Source organism: Desulfofundulus sp. JL263-se, from assembly GCF_056316025.1.
In genome coordinates this window covers 1,845,569-1,863,709 of the sequence record NZ_CM149993.1, presented here as the reverse complement: position 1 = coordinate 1,863,709, position 18,141 = coordinate 1,845,569, and the positions used below count along the sequence as shown (strand labels likewise).

18 protein-coding genes and 1 tRNA gene are annotated in these 18,141 nt (G+C 45.3%); 2 read left to right on the top strand and 17 right to left on the bottom strand.

Annotated features, from left to right (window positions below; genetic code table 11):
• Positions 1 to 66: 66 nt before the first annotated feature.
• The 13 genes from ACX4JR_RS09460 to ACX4JR_RS09400 form a co-directional block, all read right to left on the bottom strand.
• Positions 67 to 318: a TM1266 family iron-only hydrogenase system putative regulator gene (locus ACX4JR_RS09460; protein ID WP_476057833.1), complete on the bottom strand. Its 252-nt coding sequence runs from the start codon at positions 316 to 318 to the stop codon at positions 67 to 69.
• A gap of 188 nt (positions 319 to 506) precedes the next feature.
• Entirely contained in the window at positions 507 to 1,028 is a 522-nt protein-coding gene (locus ACX4JR_RS09455) for an NADH-quinone oxidoreductase subunit NuoE family protein (RefSeq protein ID WP_476057832.1), read from the bottom strand.
• Between the two features lie 108 nt (positions 1,029 to 1,136).
• Complete coding sequence (hemL, locus tag ACX4JR_RS09450) at positions 1,137 to 2,459, bottom strand: glutamate-1-semialdehyde 2,1-aminomutase (RefSeq protein WP_476057831.1); 1,323 nt, start codon at positions 2,457 to 2,459, stop codon at positions 1,137 to 1,139.
• 22 nt (positions 2,460 to 2,481) lie between these two features.
• Positions 2,482 to 2,952, bottom strand: coding sequence for a siroheme decarboxylase subunit beta (gene ahbB, locus ACX4JR_RS09445; RefSeq protein ID WP_476057830.1), 471 nt, complete (start codon positions 2,950 to 2,952; stop codon positions 2,482 to 2,484).
• Positions 2,946 to 3,416, bottom strand: a complete 471-nt coding sequence (ahbA, locus tag ACX4JR_RS09440) for a siroheme decarboxylase subunit alpha (protein WP_476057829.1) — start codon at positions 3,414 to 3,416, stop codon at positions 2,946 to 2,948. Before ahbA ends, ahbB begins: the two co-directional genes overlap by 7 nt.
• Position 3,417: 1 nt before the next feature.
• Positions 3,418 to 4,410 carry a putative heme d1 biosynthesis radical SAM protein NirJ2 gene (gene nirJ2 / locus ACX4JR_RS09435; protein WP_476057828.1) on the bottom strand — a complete coding sequence of 331 codons (993 nt, stop codon included), beginning with the start codon at positions 4,408 to 4,410 and terminating at the stop codon, positions 3,418 to 3,420.
• Between the two features lie 100 nt (positions 4,411 to 4,510).
• Positions 4,511 to 5,497, bottom strand: a complete 987-nt coding sequence (gene hemB / locus ACX4JR_RS09430) for a porphobilinogen synthase (protein WP_476057827.1) — start codon at positions 5,495 to 5,497, stop codon at positions 4,511 to 4,513.
• A 15-nt stretch (positions 5,498 to 5,512) separates the two neighbouring features.
• Complete coding sequence (gene nirJ1 / locus ACX4JR_RS09425) at positions 5,513 to 6,688, bottom strand: putative heme d1 biosynthesis radical SAM protein NirJ1 (protein ID WP_476057826.1); 1,176 nt, start codon at positions 6,686 to 6,688, stop codon at positions 5,513 to 5,515.
• A 46-nt stretch (positions 6,689 to 6,734) separates the two neighbouring features.
• Positions 6,735 to 8,258 carry a uroporphyrinogen-III C-methyltransferase gene (cobA, locus tag ACX4JR_RS09420; protein WP_476057825.1) on the bottom strand — a complete coding sequence of 508 codons (1,524 nt, stop codon included), beginning with the start codon at positions 8,256 to 8,258 and terminating at the stop codon, positions 6,735 to 6,737.
• The gene (hemC, locus tag ACX4JR_RS09415; RefSeq protein ID WP_476057824.1) at positions 8,251 to 9,192 is read right to left on the bottom strand and encodes a hydroxymethylbilane synthase; all 942 of its coding nucleotides are present in this window, start codon (positions 9,190 to 9,192) and stop codon (positions 8,251 to 8,253) included. Before hemC ends, cobA begins: the two co-directional genes overlap by 8 nt.
• Before the next feature lie 188 nt (positions 9,193 to 9,380).
• Positions 9,381 to 10,721, bottom strand: coding sequence for a glutamyl-tRNA reductase (locus ACX4JR_RS09410; RefSeq protein WP_476057823.1), 1,341 nt, complete (start codon positions 10,719 to 10,721; stop codon positions 9,381 to 9,383).
• Positions 10,696 to 11,337 carry a precorrin-2 dehydrogenase/sirohydrochlorin ferrochelatase family protein gene (locus ACX4JR_RS09405; protein ID WP_476057822.1) on the bottom strand — a complete coding sequence of 214 codons (642 nt, stop codon included), beginning with the start codon at positions 11,335 to 11,337 and terminating at the stop codon, positions 10,696 to 10,698. Before ACX4JR_RS09405 ends, ACX4JR_RS09410 begins: the two co-directional genes overlap by 26 nt.
• Positions 11,338 to 11,447: 110 nt before the next feature.
• Complete coding sequence (locus ACX4JR_RS09400; RefSeq protein ID WP_476057821.1) at positions 11,448 to 12,410, bottom strand: polyprenyl synthetase family protein; 963 nt, start codon at positions 12,408 to 12,410, stop codon at positions 11,448 to 11,450.
• 187 nt (positions 12,411 to 12,597) lie between these two features.
• Here ACX4JR_RS09400 and ACX4JR_RS09395 point away from each other — a divergent pair.
• Both ACX4JR_RS09395 and ACX4JR_RS09390 read left to right on the top strand, forming a co-directional pair.
• Positions 12,598 to 12,695, top strand: a tRNA-Sec gene (locus tag ACX4JR_RS09395).
• Between the two features lie 327 nt (positions 12,696 to 13,022).
• The gene (locus ACX4JR_RS09390) at positions 13,023 to 13,799 is read left to right on the top strand and encodes a tRNA (adenine-N1)-methyltransferase (protein ID WP_476057820.1); all 777 of its coding nucleotides are present in this window, start codon (positions 13,023 to 13,025) and stop codon (positions 13,797 to 13,799) included.
• Between the two features lie 43 nt (positions 13,800 to 13,842).
• On the opposite strand, the gene ACX4JR_RS09385 is transcribed toward ACX4JR_RS09390, so the two are convergent.
• From ACX4JR_RS09385 to ACX4JR_RS09370, 4 genes are all read right to left on the bottom strand, one after another.
• Complete coding sequence (locus ACX4JR_RS09385) at positions 13,843 to 14,487, bottom strand: 2Fe-2S iron-sulfur cluster-binding protein (protein WP_476057819.1); 645 nt, start codon at positions 14,485 to 14,487, stop codon at positions 13,843 to 13,845.
• A gap of 2 nt (positions 14,488 to 14,489) precedes the next feature.
• A complete protein-coding gene (gene nuoF / locus ACX4JR_RS09380) occupies positions 14,490 to 16,304 on the bottom strand; it encodes an NADH-quinone oxidoreductase subunit NuoF (protein ID WP_476060523.1) in 1,815 nt (604 codons plus the stop codon).
• Positions 16,305 to 16,396: 92 nt separating this feature from the next.
• On the bottom strand, positions 16,397 to 16,918 hold the full coding sequence (gene nuoE / locus ACX4JR_RS09375) for an NADH-quinone oxidoreductase subunit NuoE (RefSeq protein WP_476057818.1): 522 nt from the start codon (positions 16,916 to 16,918) through the stop codon (positions 16,397 to 16,399).
• Between the two features lie 176 nt (positions 16,919 to 17,094).
• Positions 17,095 to 18,054, bottom strand: a complete 960-nt coding sequence (locus tag ACX4JR_RS09370; RefSeq protein WP_476057817.1) for a restriction endonuclease — start codon at positions 18,052 to 18,054, stop codon at positions 17,095 to 17,097.
• Positions 18,055 to 18,141: the final 87 nt, after the last annotated feature.

Here is an 18,141-nt window from a genome sequence, read left to right as displayed (position 1 = left end):
AATTCCCTCACTATATTTACATTTTCGAAACCTTTAAGGCCCGCTGCCTTTTATAAATTTTTTGTTTCAGTCCTTGGAAATTAAGGCTGATTTAACCCGTACTCCTTTAATATTACCGAGTTTCCCGGTAAGGGCACCTATTTTATCGGTGTCTCCGTCAATGATTAAGGAGATGACCGATATATTTCTTTCCCGGTACGGGATGCCCATTCTGCCCACAATTATATCCGCATATTCTCCTAAAATTTGATTAATTAAGCCTGCGCTTTTTTTACGATCTTCCACTACTATTCCAATTACTCCAATCCGCTGGGGCATAGTTGCACCTCCTTGATTGTTAATAAAGAAAGCCTGCTTTTTCCCATGCGAAAAAAGCAGGCCTTCCTATTTTCCCGCCGATTAATGCCTCCCCTAGAAATCGGGTAATCCTTTTTTCGCAGGGAGTCATTATGAAATTTTTTCTCCCTTCACCCGGCTGCACACCGTAGTGTCAGGATATTAAATAATTATTCACAATACTTATCCAGTATTTCAGAAATCTTTTCCGGCTTGATTCTCGGGTGCACTGCATCGTCCACGGTAATAACCGGACCAAGGGCGCACGCACCTATGCACCGAACTACTTCCACAGAGAACTGCCCGTCAGAGGTTGTACCTCCCGGCTCTACATTTAATTCCTTACTTATCCTTTCTAATATTTCGTTGGAACCTCTGATATAGCACGATGTTCCTTTACAAACACATATTTTATGCCGGCCATAAATATCTTGTCCGTTGCCGTTTTTATTTTTTAGCTCCGGGAAAACGGAAACTAAAGTTCGTATGTCATCTATTGGTATTTTCAATCCAGCCGCAATGTGATCGAGTACATCACCGGGTAGGCGACCGAGCAGGGAGTATACCTCCTGCAGCACTTGAATTAAAGCGTCCGGTTGGTTTTTGTGTTTTTGGATAACGACATCAACTGGTATGAATTTATTATTTGTAATATTCTGGGGACAATTGTATATTTTTTTATCTTTTTCCATGGTATCCCCCCCTACCTGTTACGGTAGGTAAAAGATTATCAAAAAATGAGGCCCGTTAAAGTTATTATATCTGAAAGTTAAACAGATTGACAAGTAAATAACTTTTTTCTATAATTTTTTGCTTTTTTGTAAAAATTGTCTTAAATTTTTTAATGCGTTTTTAGCAGCATCAATTGTTTTTTCTATATGTTCATCAGTGTGTGCCAGCGATACAAAAGCTGCTTCAAACTGGGAAGGTGCCAGGTAGATTCCCTGCTGGAGCATGGCTTTGAAAAAGGTGGAAAAAGCTTCGGTGTCAGACGAGCAGGCTGTGGTATAGTCTGTAACCGGTTGCTTGGTAAAGAAAGTGCACAACATAGAGCCCACCCGGTTAACGGTGACTGGATAACCGGCCTCCCGGGCTGCTTCTTTCAGCCCTTGGGCCAACCGGGCCGATTTTTCTTCCAGCTGGCGGTAAATACCTTCCCGTTTTAAAACTTTGAGGGTAGCTAGTCCCGCTGTAACTGCCAGGGGGTTCCCGGACAATGTCCCGGCCTGGTAAACGGGGCCCGCAGGAGATATGTGTTCCATGATGGCCTTTTTGCCTCCGTAAGCGCCCACAGGTAAGCCTCCGCCAATTATTTTACCGAGGCATGTTAAATCGGGCTCAACTCCGTATAATTCCTGGGCCCCTCCATATGAAATGCGAAATCCGGTCATTACTTCGTCGAAAATTAAAAGTGTGCCATATTGTTGGGTAAGTTTACGAAGGCCTTCTAGAAATCCCGGCTTCGGTGGCACGACGCCCATGTTTCCCGCTACGGGCTCAACAATTACCGCTGCAATATCCGGCCCTTCCATTTCGAAAATTTTTTTACAAGTTTCTATGTCGTTGAAAGGTGCATTTATGGTATTTTCCGCTGTAGAGGGGGGGACGCCGGGACTGGTAGGTACTCCGGTGGTAAGGGCGCCGGAACCAGCCTTGATTAACAGGAAATCGGCATGTCCGTGGTAACATCCTTCGAACTTGAGGATTTTATTTCTCCCCGTATATCCCCGGGCCAGGCGCAAGGCACTCATGGTGGCTTCTGTACCTGAATTGACCAGGCGGACCATTTCTATGGAGGGAACGGCATTTATAATTTCCCGGGCCAGTTCCGTTTCCAGTTCGGTGGGAGCCCCGAAGCTTGTCCCCTTTTCCAGGCACTTGGAGAGGGCTTCTACTACTTCCGGGTGCCGGTGTCCTAAAATAAGGGGGCCCCAGGAGCCAACGTAATCCACGTAGCCGTTACCGTCTACATCGTAGATCATTGCCCCTTCTCCCCGGTCGATAAAAAGGGGATCCATATCGGTAATGGATTTAAAGGCGCGAACGGGGCTATTTACGCCCCCGGGGATTACTTTTTTAGCTTCTGCAAAAAGCTTCTTTGATTTGGTAAAATTTTGATACACTTTACCACTCCTACTTAGAATTTTAATCTTCGAAATATTTCATACTACTTTTTTTTAATTCCCGGGTGCTGAATAATAGTTTATATTTGTGATACCCGGTTTCCCGGGCTATATGCTCGGCTTTTTCTTTACATTCCTCATCGGTTCTGCCGTGGACCACCGTAAATAAGTTATAAGGCCAGTGGGGGTGGGTGGGACGCTGGTAGCAATGGGTAACTTCAGGGAACCGGGCCATGGCCTCTCCTGCCCGGGCGACTTGATCGTCAGGTATTTCCCAGACAACCATGGCGTTCGCTACATAGCCCAAATTTTGGTGCCTGACTGCGGCCCCGAACCTGCGCAGGATGCCCCTTTCTTTAAACTCTTTTATTTTATCGAGCAACTGTGATTCTTTCATACCCAGTCTGTTGGCTACTTCCTTAAAGGGCCTGCTTACCAAAGGCAAATCCTTTTGTAGTTCTTTAATTATTTGTTTTTCCTGTTTACTTAACATTTTCCTCTCTCCGATAGTTCAAAATTTACCCTGATTTTAAATATACGACTGGCAGGGAGGTTCAGTATTTCCCTTATCCCTGTCTTTTCCTGTATTTCGGTGATTATTTCCTCAATTTTTTCGGTAGACTCAGCCAAGAGGGTAAACCACATGTTGTATTCGTGATTGCGTAGATAATTATGTGTAACGCCTGGATATTGATTTATAACTTCGGCTACGGCCTCAATTTTTTCCGGAGGAACCTTTATTGCGCATAGCGTTCCCGTATACCCTACTTTACGGGAATCGAATATTCCACCTAACCTGCGGATAATTCCAGATTTTTGAAGGGCCCGCAGCCTGTTTATTATTTCTTCTTCCGTTGTACCCATTTTTCGGGCCAATTCTTTATAAGGTTCCGGTACTATGGGAAAATTTGTTTGGATTAGGTTTAATAGTTTCTTATCCAGCTTGTCCAAGTTCATTTCAATATCCCTTTCTTCCGTGATAAAGACACCAGGGTTCTTCTGCCATGAAGTCTTGGTGATAATAATAAGCCCTTGCCCTGCATCCGCCGCATACTTTTTTATAGCGACAAGTGCCGCATTGTCCACCGTATTCCATGGAACGCAACTTGTTAAATACCTCGTTACTTTTCCAGATTTCACTGAAAGGTGTGATACGTACATTTCCTACGGGAATGTCCAGGTAAGCGCAGGGCTGAACGTTTCCGGTGGGACTTATAATGCAATAGGAAATGCCGGCCAAACACCCCCGGCTGAAGCGTAATTTCAGGCCCATCTGTTCAGCAATACGCATAAATTGTGGAGCACAGGTTGGTTTAACTTCTATATCAACTTGTTGTTGTATTTTCAATAATCGCCGGATTAAATTTTCGTATTGTGTGGCCCTGAGGCTTTCCTTTTCTATATCAACCGCTCGGCCCGTGGGAACCAGGAAAAAGATATGATGACCCCGCGCCCCTACGGAAACGGCAAAATCAGTTATTTCTTCTATTTCATCGTAGTTCCATTCCACTACCGTTGTATGAATTTGAAAAGGCAAACCTTCCCTTTTACAGGTCCTCATGCCATCTACGGCCTTTTGCCAGGCACCGGAAACAGCCCGAAACTGATCATGCCTGGATGCGTCAATGCTGTCCAGGCTTATACCTACGGCAGCGGTACCTGCTTCTTTGAGTTTTCGGGCCACCGCGGGGGTAATAAGGGTGCCGTTTGTTCCCAAAACTGGCCGCAGTCCTTTTTGTGCGGCGTGAGCAATTAATTGGTAAATATCAGGGCGCATAAGGGGCTCTCCGCCGCTGAAGATCATTATTTTAAATCCGGCTTTGGCTATTTCGTCGATCAGGGCCGTTGCTTCTTCTGTATTAAGTTCGTTTTTCACACTGGTTCCGGCATCGCGGTAGCAGTGCTGGCAATACAGGTTGCAGGCATTGGTTGTGTTCCAAGATACCAGCATGGCATCAAGTCCCTTCCATAAATAAATTTGCTGTCCTGAAGATAGCTCGTCAGTTATGGTTGGTGCTCCTCTACGCTCGTATGCTTCGTGCCGGCGGGGTTCATGAAGCCATGTCTTTCCTCAACCACCGGGCTACGTCCACCGCGTGGTAGGTAAGAATTATATCCGCGCCTGCCCTTTTCAGCCCGGTAAGGTATTCCATAACCACACTTTTTTCATCTATCCAGCCTTGGGCGGCTGCTGCCTTGACCATGGAGTATTCACCACTTACGTTATAAGCTGCCACAGGGTGGTTAAAGGTATCCTTGACTTTTCTAATGATATCCATGTATGCCAGTGCGGGCTTGACCATAACAATATCCGCCCCTTCTTCAATATCCAGCTCCACTTCCCTTAGTGCCTCCCTTGCATTCGGCGGGTCCATTTGATAGGATTTGCGGTCCCCGAATTGAGGTGCCGAACCGGCTGCTTCCCTGAAAGGGCCGTAAAATGCAGAGGCAAACTTGGCTGAATAAGCCATTATGGGGACTTCTGTAAAGCCTGCACTGTCGAGGGCCTGTCGGATGGCAGCCACCCTCCCGTCCATCATATCCGAAGGGGCAACCATGTCGGCGCCGCTACGGGCATGGGAAACTGCGCACTTGCAAAGGAGGCCCAGCGTGGGGTCGTTTAAAACCTTGCCGTCTTCTACCAGCCCGCAATGTCCGTGATCTGTATATTCACATAAGCAAACGTCAGTAATTACCAGCAGATCCGGATAGGTATTTTTAATTGCTTTAACTGCTTTTTGAATTATACCGTCTTCAGCATACCCTTCTGATCCCACGGCATCTTTTTTTTCGGGAATGCCGAAGAGTATAATACCTGGTATGCCTAACTCGATTACTTGCTTGAGCTCTTCTATTAATACATCTATGGAATAATTATATACACCGGGCATGGCACTGACGGCTTTTTTTATTTGCCGGCCGTGGGTTACAAAAACGGGTAATATCAAATCATTGACGGTTAAGTAATTTTCCCGTACTAGTCTACGCAGAGTTGCAGTGGAACGAAGGCGTCTTAAACGGGCTGTCGGAAAGGTCATATAATTACACCCCTGTTAAGCTATTCCTATTTCTTGGTCTGTAAGGTAACAGGCCGGGTCTGGTGCCCAAAAATCACCATAAACGGCTTCAGCCCGGGCCCTGAAGTTACCGTTACAAATATCCAGCCAACGGCACTGGCTGCAACGCCCCTTCAATAGCGGTTTCCGGTCCCTTAAACCTTTTAATACCGGGTGAACAGGGTTACCCCAAATTTGGGAGAAACTTTCCCGCGTAATATTGCCCACGGTATGGTTTTGGGTGAATTGGTCGGGGTGGACGTTGCCCTGCCAGTCTACCTGGGCTATGGCTATTCCGCTCCGATTTCCACCGTTCAACCGCAATAATTCCAGTACTTTTTCTGCCCTGGCCGGCTTTTCGCGCAGCAACCTGAGATAAAGGTATACTCCGTCAGCGTGATTGTCCACCGTAAGAACTTCTTTATCCACGCCTTTCCGGTGGAGCTCAGCCGTACTATCTATGATAAAGTCAAGTGCATTGCGGGTTTCTTGATGGGAAATATCTTCTTCGATCATTTTATTGCCCCTGCCGGTATATACCAGGTGATAAAAGCATACCCTGGGAATGTCTTCTTCTACCACTAACTTAAAAATATCCTGGAGTTCCCGGTAATTGTGCCTGTTGATGGTAAAGCGCAGGCCGACTTTTTGCTGTTGCTCCTTGCAATGTCTGATTCCTCTCAAGGCGGATTCAAAGGCCCCTTTTTTACCCCTGAAGCGGTCGTTACTTTCTCCTATTCCATCAATGCTGATACCCACATAAGAAACCCCTGCTTTTTTCAGGTCTCTAGCTACTTCACGGGTTATAAGGGTACCATTAGTTGATATGGTAACCCTTATATTTCTTTTCCTGGCATGATTAACTAATTTAAAAAAATCCGGGTGCATGAGGGGCTCTCCCCCTGAAAACAATATCACGGGAACGTTAAATTCCGCCAGGTCATCAATGAGGGAAAGGGCTTCCCGCGTGGTAAGTTCGTTTTCCCGGGTGCTGGAATCGGAATCGGAATAACAATGCCTGCACCTTAAGTTGCAGGTCCGGGTGATGTTCCATACCACTACCGGGCCGTGCCCGTGGGAAGTCCCGTGCTTTTGATGCCGCGAAGTTTTATGATATCTTAATGAATCCCCGAAATATTCATTACCGCATAACAATTTGCTAATACTGATCATTTCCTATCAAATCCTTATCTTTTTTAAATATTGTAACATGCAGTATTTAATTAAATTTTAAGTAGTCTATAATCGCTTTTAGCAGTCCTTCAATGGTATATTCACTTGCTTGAACTGAAACCTGTAATCCTGTTTCCCTTGCTGTTTGGGCCGTAATGGGGCCGATACAGGCCACAATGACATTTTTCATTAATTCTTGCAGGTTGGGAACCTGTAACATGGAAACAAAATTGCGAACCGTGGATGAGCTGGTAAAGGTTACAATATCCACTTTATTTGATTGAAGCAACTTTATAATATTTTCTGAATTTTCATTTCCGGTTACTGTTTTATATGCAATAACTTCCCTTACCTTTACTCCCAGTTCTTGCAAGGTTTCGGGGAGAACTTTCCGTGCAATATCCGCCCTGGGCAATAATACATGGTCCCCGGGCTTAAGCCTTTCGCGAAGTCCTGCCGCTATTTCTTCAGCCTTATATTCTGACGGGACATAATCAACCTGCAGGCCATAACTTTCGAGAAAGTTTCGTGTTTTGGGTCCTATGGCACAGAGGTTCACACCTTTTAAGTCCCGGATATCCCTCTTTAATTGATGTAATCGCCGGAAGAAAAACTTTACCCCGTTTACGCTGGTAAAAATAAGCCAGTTAAAGGAAGCTATGTTTTTAATTGCTTCATCCAGGGGAGCGAAATTTTCCGGGGGAACAATTTTAATGGTGGGAAATTCTATGGGCTCCCCGCCTAAAAGGGAAATTTGCTTGGAAAGGAAACTGGCCTGTTCCCTGGACCGGGTAACTACAACCCTTTTGCCGAACAATGGTTTTTTTTCAACCCAGGCCAATTTTTCTCTTAGTTTAACCACTTCACCCACTACTATGACGGTGGGATTTTTAAAATTGGCCTTCCTGGCCCGGGTTGCAATATTTTCCAGGGTGCCTGTAAGTATTCTTTGTTCCGGGCGGGTTCCCCATTGGATGAGCGCTACCGGTGTTAAAGGGGAGCGCCCGTGGGCAATTAATTTCTTTGTGATTTTGGGGAGATTGCCCATGCCCATCAAGAAAACCAGTGTTCCCGTCCCTGTAGCAATGTGCTCCCAGTTGATGTTGGAATCTTCCTTGTTCGGGTCCTCATTGCCGGTAATAATGGCCATGGTGGAGGTATAGTCCCGGTGGGTAACGGGGATGCCTGCGTAGGCAGGTACAGCTATGGCCGATGTTATACCCGGAACAATTTCGAAGGGAATTTCATTCTCGGCCAGTATTTCAGCTTCTTCTCCCCCCCTCCCAAATACAAAGGGGTCTCCTCCTTTTAGGCGAGCTACAATTTTACCCTCTCTAGCTTTATCCACCAGCAGGCGGTTGATTTCATCCTGATTGAGGGTGTGCCGGTCGGGGCTCTTGCCCACGTAGATCTTTTCCGCATCGTTGCGGCAGTTTTGAAGCAACCTGGGATCCACAAGGCGGTCATAGACTACTACGTTGGCTTGTCTTATGCATTCCAGGCCCTTTACGGTTATTAAACCGGGGTCTCCCGGGCCGGCACCGACCAGGTATACTTTTCCGTTAGCCATTTATATCATTCTCCTGTCTGGTTTTTTCTAAAATATCTCCGGCACCCATCCGGAGCAGTTTTTGGGCCAGTTGTTTACCCAGGGCCCGGGCATCCTGTACAGGGCCTTCAATTCTTGAGCGGACCAAATCCCTGCCGTCCAAACTTGCCACTACTGCTTCTAGTTTCAATGTATTACCCTTTACACTGCCCAATGCTCCAATGGGGATCTGGCAACCGCCTTCCAGTGTTTTCATCAGTTCCCTTTCAGCGGTTATTGCATACCTTGATTCCGGGTGGTCCAGCTTACTTACTATGTCTAAGATTTCACGGTCACCTTCTCTGATTTCCAATCCAAGGGAACCCTGGCCCACTGCGGGCAGACAAATGGAAAAAGGTATTTTTTGTGCTATCATTTCTTCCCACCCCATTCGATAAACCCCCGCGTACGCAAGTATTATGCCGTCAAGGTTTTGTTCCTTTAATTTGCGAATACGGGTATTAATGTTTCCCCGTATGGTTATGATTTCTAAGTCCGGGCGGTACCGCAAAAGCTGGGCCCTCCTTCTCAAGCTGCTGGTACCCAGCTTTGCCCTGGGAGGTAGATTATCCAGGGGGGTTTTGGGGTGAGCAATCAAAACGTCACCCGGAAATTCCCGGGGGCAAATTGCCCCGATAAAAAAACCGGAAGGAAGTCGGGTGGGTAAATCTTTCATGCTGTGAACTGCCAGGTCAATTTCTTTTCTTTCCAGGGCCAGTTCCAATTCCTTGGTAAAGAGACCTTTATCGCCTATTTTAGCCAGTGCTACGTCCAATATATTATCTCCAGTGGTTTTCATTCCCCTTATGGTAAAGTGGCGATCCGGATACAATTCCTGTAAGCGATTGCATACCCACCGGGCCTGCCACATGGCCAGTTCGCTCTTACGGGTACCTATGATAATTTCACGCCGCATTTAAGTGCCTCCACTTGCCATATTCTTTTTTGAAATATTCTTTTGCAAAGAATTCCCCTTGCTGTTCCTTAATAACCATGTCAGCCCCAAAAGTGTGGGTGTCTGCAGATTTTTACCTGTGTTACCCGCGTTAATTTTTTCTAATAGAGGGTGGTATTTTATATGAGTATATATTATGACTTGACAGGTTAATTGGCTTCGCCGGCACTTGTAGTATGAACATCTGAAGAGACTGATGAATAGTTCCTTTTCTCTTCATTATTTTCATTGTGCAGGTTGAATAAATTTTGCAGGGCCTCAGAATATAGCCTTCCTTTTTCCGACATGGCATAGGACTTTAAACGGGTAACGGGATCATGTAATAATTGATTAACAATGGAATTGGCCAGAGAACCAATTACCTTTCGCTCGTAGTCCGATAATTCTCCCAGGCGGTTATAGGCCCTGCGTAATTCCTTTTGTTTAATTTCCTCGCCCTTCCGTTTTAATTCCGCTATGGTAGGAATTACAGATTGTATCTTTAGCCATTTTATAAATTCTTCTGTGTCTTCTTCAATTATGGCTTCGGCCATAACTGCTAAGCGCTTCCTTTTGTCCAAGTTGTTGTCCACAACATTTTGTAAGGCATCGATATCATAAACAGTAACTCCGGGTACTTCTCGTACATCGGGTTCAACATCCCGCGGTACGGCTATATCAATCATCATAAGTTTCTTACCGGGATGTTTGCCCATTACTGCTGCAACCTGTTCTTTATGAACAACATAATGGGATGCTGCAGTGCAACTTATTACTATGTCCGCCCCTTCCATGTATTTGAATAAATCATCAAATCTAACCGCTTTGCCGCTAAATTGTCTGGCCAGCGTTACAGCCCGGTCATAAGACCGGTTGGATACAATTACTCCTGAAACTCCGTTTGCCACCAAGTGTTTGGTGGTTAGCTCGCTCATTTTGCCGGCACCGACAACCAGTACTGACCGCCCGCTGAGCTCTTTGAATATTTGCTTGGCCAATTCTACGGCAGCGTAACTTATGGATACTGCGTGCTGGTCAATACCGGTCTCAGCCCGGGCCCTTTTACCCGTTCTAATGGCTTGTTGAAATAAGGTATTTAATATCCGGTTGGTATTGTTACTGTTAAGGGCCAATTCATAAGCAGTTCTAACCTGGCCCAGGATCTGGGTTTCACCCAGTAACATGGAATCCAGCCCGGCTGCTACTTTAAAAAGATGGTGGATTGTATTGTGGTCTTTGTAAATGTAAAGGTACTTATCCAGTGATTCTATCGCAACGCCTGAGTTGCGGGAAAGAAATTCTTTGATATTTTTTATTCCCTGCCCCATATTTTTAGTTACGGCATATATCTCTGTACGGTTGCAGGTGGACAGAATAACCGCTCCGTCAATTTCAGGATAGGAACATAATTCGGCAAGAGATTTAGGCATTGAATGTTCGGAAAAAGATAGTTTCTCGCGCACTTCCACAGGCGCCGTTTTATGATTAATCCCTACAACTACGATAAACATTATTGACCCGCTCCTTTGCCTGTTCCAAACATCCCTGTCGTAAGAGGCAAAGAGTTTTCTTATCAACCAGCGTTGAAAGAATTTTTTGCCTTTTTTGGGGGTTGCTTATGTTATTAATTATTTGTTTCCGAATATTTCCTAGAAACTCAATAAAACTACCGAATTGGGGGCCGTAGAGTGCTTCCAAATCTTCTCTTATTAATCTGGCCATTAAGGGGCTTTTCCCATCAGTAGAGATAGCAATGGATAATGGTCCTCTCCGTACGGTGGCAGGTACGAAAAAGTTTGCCTTGGAGGGTGTGTCCACAACGTTTACCAAGATGCCCTTTCGAAAACACTCCTTGGAAACCGATTCGTTAACATCTTCCCGGTTGGTGGCACTTATAACGAGAAAAGCGCCGTTTAAATCCTGAGGATCATATTTACCTTGTTTATATTCTATTAAGCCCTTATTCACCCAGTCCTTAAGCCGGTTGGTTAAATTCGGGCTGATTACCCGGATCCGGGCGTTACATTCAAGGAGTGATTGCACCTTGCGCTCGGCAACCTTACCGCCACCGATAACAACACATAATTTTCCCGACAGTTTCAAGAAAACCGGGTAGTACACGGTCACTATATCAATTCTCCTGCTAGCAATAATTGTGCCAGTAATAGCAAAACGTTCATTCTACATGTTACCAGAATTTAAGACGGCAAGCAACTGTATACTGCTGACAACTATACTTAAAATTTTCTAACCGAAATAAAATCAGCGATTGCTTTCATTGTTTCTTTTACCGGTAAATCGGGAAGCGGGTCAAGATTCCGTTTAGCTTTTTCAATGTATTTTTGTGCTATTCTGTCTGATTCTTCCAGTCCCCCGTATTTTTTAATGAGAGAAATGATTTCATATACTTCATCATCTGACTTATCCGGCTTATGTATTAGTTCCAGCAAGCGCTTGGGGTGGGGGGCATTTTTTAATGCATAAATAACCGGAAGGGTTATGATGCCCTGGCGCAAATCACCGCCAATTGGCTTGCCGAGGCGTTTTTGTTCCGCCGTCATATCAAGGACATCGTCGGTGATTTGAAATGCCATGCCAATGTTATGGCCATAGCGGCGCAGGGCCATATATATTTCCCTGGGAGCACCGCAGGCAACGGCACCCAGTTGACAGGAGGCCGCAATAAGCAGGGCTGTTTTTCTTTTTATTCTATAAAAATAATCTCGTATTGTTTGCTTTGTATCATAAGAAGCTGAAATCTGGTATATTTCTCCCTCGCACATTTTAACGCTTGTTTCGGCCAGTACTTTAGGGATTATGGTATTTTCATAAGATGATAAGAGGATAAGAGACAGCCCAAAAAGATAGTCGCCTATATGAGTGGAAATTTTGTTACCCCACATGGCCTTAACTGTTGGATTTCCTCGCCTTGTTAAAGCAGAGTCAACCACATCATCATGTACAAGGGTGGCCATGTGAATTAGTTCTAAGGCCACTGCCAAAGACAAAACCTTTTCAATTTTAAAATTATAGAATTTACCTCCTAATAAGCTAAGGGCAGGGCGCAGCCTTTTTCCTCCTGCCTTTATCAAGTGGGTGGCTGTCTCAGTGAGTAGCGGGTCCGGTGCTTTAACCACTCTTATTAATTCTTCTTCCACAATATCTAGTTCAGGCTTTATTACGTCAAATAGTTCTCTCATTGTATTCTCACCTGCTTATTTTTACAGAAAAACATTCGTGACGAATTTTAAAAAATTTCGCCACAACCATAATAAAATCCTCCCTTGTGGTATTAAAACTAAAGTAAAAGTGGAAGACAGGGTTATTAGGGATTGATTTGACGTAACTGTTGTAATTACAGTATAATAACGTGTGGCAGGATGAGTTGGGAGTGGATGGGGCCTGGTGGCCCTCCTGGTCTTCAAAACCAGCCGTGGGGCGGTAACCCCGTCCTTGGTGGGTTCGATTCCCACACACTCCCGCCAGTAATATCGAGGCTTCCGGGGACCGGGAGTCTTTTTTCTTTTTATTAAGGGGCTTTTAGTACCTGGTAACAGCCGGGTATAGGCGGGTAACACCGCTTGGCCAAGGTTAAGGCATCCTGCGACCATTGGTACTTTTCCATTGTTTTAAGCCTGCGTTACAGCGTAAAGTATGGCCGGTTCATTTACTGGCGGTAAATCTTAAATTCAAAAAGTTTATGTTTTAAAATATGGCTTGGGGAATAGACCCTAAACTTTATACCCCAGCGGGCGGAGAGGCCATAGCTTGGAAAGGGGAATATCGGTACGGGCATATTGGAGGTGGCGGATTTGTTAAAGTATGGTGAGTTAGTGGCTCTTGTAAGTCCTAAAGGCCGTGTTTATGTTAAAAGATTGGTAGAGGGGAAAAAGTACCACTTTTCCGAAGGAATTTTAGACTGTGACGATATCGCCGGTCGGCCTGCGGGCTGCGTAGTAGCCACTTCCCTTGGAAAAAAGTTTTTTATTTACCGTCCTACCCTTATTGATTTTATTATGTCCATGCCACGGCGGAGCAATATAATTTATCCCAAGGATATCAGCATGATTCTACTTTGGGCTGATATATTCCCAGGGTGCAAGGTCTTTACGGCCGGGGCGGGCTCCGGTGCGCTGCTGATAGCCCTTGCTCGGGTTCTGGGTGACAGCGGCAAAATTATTGCCTATGATAACAGGGAGGACATGCTGGAAACCAGCCGCAAAAACTTGGAAGAGTTTCTCGGGCCCCGCGGTAATGTGGTTTTATCTCTTGGAGATGTATATAAGGAGATCCCGGACAAGGAATTGGACCGGATTATTCTTGATGTACCGGAACCTTGGCGGGCTCTGGGACCGGTGGCAGAGGCCACGGTTGACGGAGGAATAATAATCGCCTATGTGCCTACCATCGGGCAGGCCGAGCGCTTCTATAAGGCCGTGGAGGAAAGGGACGATTATGCTTATCCGGAAGTTATGGAGGTATTGTTCCGTACCTGGCATGTCAGCGAGATGAGTACGCGCCCCAATCACCGTATGGTGGGACATACCGGTTTTCTTTGCAGGGCCTTTAAAATTTGCCCTGATTCATAATAGTAAAAACGCCCGGGTTAAGAAAGCCCGGGCGTTTTTACTATTAGCCTTTTAGGGTGCGGGCCCCTACGGGGCAAACCCTTATACAGGCGCCGCAGCTGTTGCAGTTGGTTTCACCGAGGGGTATGTCTCCAAAGGTTGTCAGCACCCGGTCAAAGCCCCGGTGGGCAAAACCAAGGACACCCTCTCCTTCTTTACGGCAAGCCGTTACGCATCGCCCGCAGAGAACGCACTTGTTGGGATCGTATATAATGTTTTCCTGGCTGTTATCCACCGGCAGTTCTTTATCCAGCCTAGGTAAATTTTGGGGCTTTAGAGGTATTTTCCTTCCTTTGGCTATTTTTTGTAATTCGCAGCGACCGTTACCAGGGCAGTTTTTGCAGTCGATACGGTGATTGGACATGATTAATTCAAAACCGGTTCTTACCAGGCGATCTACCTGTTCACTGCGAGTTTTAACAGTCATTCCCTCGTAAACGGGCTCGGTACAGGCGGTTACCGGCCCGGGTTTTCCCTCCACTTCTACGAAACAAAGCCGGCAGGCGGCAAAGGGGGAAAGATGATGCTCCCTCATTGCGCACAGGTGGGGAATGTAGATGCCGTTATCCAGGGCCACCCATAATAATTTTTCGCCTGCCCGCGCCGTAATTTGTTTGCCGTCAATAGTTAAAGTTACTTTTTCACTCATTTTTATCCATTCTCCCTTTCCTTGACCAGTTCAGGCGGCGAAAGTTTAATTACCGCGCTGTATTGCGGCGGGCATGCGTCCGTGCAGCTATTACACTTCACACATTTTTCCTGGTCAATTACTTTTATCCTATCTTCATTGGAGAAAATCGCTTCAACTGGGCACGAGCCAACGCAAGCGTCACAGGAGCGCTCGCACTTTTCAGGCACGATGTAATAGGCAATAAGTTCTTTACACATCAGGCTCGGACAACGTTTTTCATTAACATGAGCTTCATATTCATGGCGAAAATGCCTGATGGTGCTCAGCACGGGATTGGGAGCAGTTCTTCCCAAATTACACAAAGAACCTGCTTTCACGTTTTCAGCCAGTTCCAAAAGGATATCTATATTTTCGGGCTTACCTTCCCCTCTAGTTATCTTTTCCAAAATGTCTAACATTTGTTTGGTTCCCAGGCGGCAGAAAGTGCATTTGCCGCAGGATTCCTTTTGGGTAAAGTCCAGGAAGTAACGGGCTATTTCCACCATGCAGTCGTTTTCATCAAGTACCACCATACCGCCTGAACCCATCATGGCTCCGGCCTGATGCAGAGAATCAAAGTCGATGGGGGTGTCCAGGAACGATTCGGGCAAACACCCTCCTGAAGGCCCGCCGATTTGTACCGCCTTAAATTGTTTGCCGCCCTCAATGCCGCTGCCGACATCGTAAATTAACTGGCGAAGGGTTGTACCCATAGGTACTTCCGCCAGTCCGGTATTTATTACTTTACCGGCAAGGGCAAAAATGGCCGTGCCCGGGCTGTCGGGGGTACCGATGTCTTTGAACCAGCCGGCTCCCTTGCGGATAATATGGGGAACATAGGAGAGGGTTTTTACATTATTAATGACAGTGGGCTTGCCCCGTAAACCGGCCTGGGCGGGAAACGGCGGGCGGTGGCGGGGTATTCCCGGCTCTCCTTCCATGGAGGCGATTAAAGCCGTTTCTTCCCCGCAGACAAAGGCCCCGGAACCCTGAAACACTTCCAGTTCCAGGTTAAAATCACTGCCCAGCACAGATTTACCTAAAAGGCCTGCCTCTTCAGCTTGTTTAATGGCTAATTTTACCCTTTCAACAGCCAGGGGATATTCTGCCCGTATATAGATATAGCCCTTTGAGGCACCCACGGCATAGGCCGCCAGGGCCAACCCCTCCAGTACCTGGTGGGGGTTGGATTCAAGGATGGTACGGTCCATGAATGCACCCGGGTCGCCTTCGTCGGCATTACATATAACATACCTGATTTTTTCTTCGGATTTGCTACAGGTCTCCCATTTAATCCCGGTGGGGAAGCCTGCGCCGCCGCGCCCGCGGAGCCCGGAGGCTTTTATTTCTTCTATAATTTGTTGCGGTGATTTTTCCAGGGCCCGGGCCAGTGCTTCGTAGCCTCCATTGGCTATATATTGATAAATGTTTTCCGGGTCAATAAGCCCGCACAGTTCCATGACTATCTTTTGTTCAACCATACCCCGGGGAAAATCTTCAAAAGTGGGAATGAAATCGTTAACTTCCAGGGCGGCCAGGGCAAATTCGATGCAGGGGTCTTCTCCGGCCACAAACTCCTTGACCAGCATCGATGCCAATCCTTCGTTAACATATCCGTAGCAAATTGCCGGGTATCCCGGTTTACAGACAACCACCATGGGTTCGGCATAGCAATGTCCCATGCACCCTACTTCAATTACCTCTGCATCAATTTGCCGGTTAATTAGTTCCTGTTTAATGACTTTTACTATCTCTAAAGCTCCCGCAGCCCGGCCGCAGGTAGCCGTGCCCACCATGATCAACGGTTTTTTCTTTAAGGCTTCCCAGTTTGCCAGGGCTTCCTGTTTAATTTTTTTAAAAATTGAAGCGGCGACTGTGGTTGTGGTACTCAATTTTCTTCGCCTGCCTTTTTATTTTCTTTTTCTTTATTTAATTGATACGAAAATATCAGGCCATCCACCCTGGTTGGAGTTACTTTTCCGTGTATTTCCTCATTAATTACAGTTACCGGGGCTTGGGTGCAACATCCTACACAGGCCACCCTTTCCAGGCTGAATTCCCGGTCTTCAGTTGTTTCACCACATTTAATTTTCAGGCGCCTTTCCCAGGAATCCAATATAATATGTCCGCCCTTCATGTGGCAAGCTGTTCCCATACAAACCTTTACCTGGTTCTTCCCCGGGGGTGTTAAGCGAAATTGGTTATAAAAGGTAACTATACTGTAAACATCCACCGCCGGGACTTTAAAATGCTCTGCCACTGCTTCCATTGCCTGGGGCGGCACATATCCCAGTTCATTTTGTATGCGCTGCAAAACAGGAATCATTTTTCCTTTGTCCTTCTCATATTCTGCCAAAATTTTTTGACTTATTTTCACTGCAATTTTTTTCTCTTCATCAGTTAATTTCAATTGGCACAACTCCTTGTTTTCAATATTGTCATCACAAATATATCATAAATTTCTGATGATATAAACCGTATTATATTATAAAATCTTAATATATTATTAAGATGTTTTTAGTTTAACAAAAAAATGAAATATCTCTCAAAATTATAATAAAAAATTACCGCGTTGAGCGGTATTTTTTACGGTTTCAATAACTGAGCCCGGGCTTTTTGTCTTTCAAGGACAAAAGAAATAACGGCTAAGGAAATGTTTGCTATGCCAAAGAAGGCGTAAACTAGACTTAACGTGGTGTTCTGCCAGAAGAAAGATAAAACTAATAACAATACTCCGGATAAAATAAATCTTATTGTTTTTTGCCGGGAACCAATGATTTCTCTTAAAAGGAGTTTTCTTTTTTCTTGCCGCTTTTTTAGTTGAGAGAATTCATCTGCCAGTGATCGGGACAATGTAATATTCTCCAAAGAAGCGGCCATCTGGGCCAATCTGTTTCTGTCCAATACCTCTACGTACATTTTGTTACGCTCAAGCTCGATAATATGTTGGACCTCGGGCGAGACTTTTCCTTTTATAATTACAATTCCTGCAGTGAAGTCGTGGACAGTTAAGTTATTTATAAGTTTTTTCATAGCTGCTGGGGTTACCTTATTGTCATCAGCGAAAAGTTTAATCCAAACAGGTTTTTCTTTAAATGTTCCTTCCCATATTTTCTCTTCTAAACCTATGGAAATATTTTCTTTAGTGAACTGAATTCCATATTTTTTTAACAATTCAGTTGCGAAGCTGAAAAACTCCTTTTCTTCCATTCGTTCCATTTTTTCCAAATAACTTTGTTTATTCAGTTCCAGGCGGGTGTGCAAAAGCTTTTGGCGCAGCTGCTTGCGTTTAACAATATCCGTTATTACCAGTCCTATAGCCAGTAGTGCTGCCGAAAAAAGCAGGGCTTGTAAGGTTTTGGTAATTCCGGATAATAAAACAAAGCCCAGCAGCCAGGTAACCAGCAGGATGCTTAAAAAGTCCAGCCATCTGGCCAGAATATTCCTATCATCCTCAGGATTCTCAATGTAGTAACGTAGATATGTTCCCCTTTGCCTGCGTTTTTCCCAAGAGCCGAACCCCAGGCTCAAAAAACGTTTTATCATTTGTTCCGGTCCCCTTTACATTTAAATTACACCTTTTTACTAATTATTGCCAAAATAGACTCTTTTTAAAAATAAAACAAGTATTGG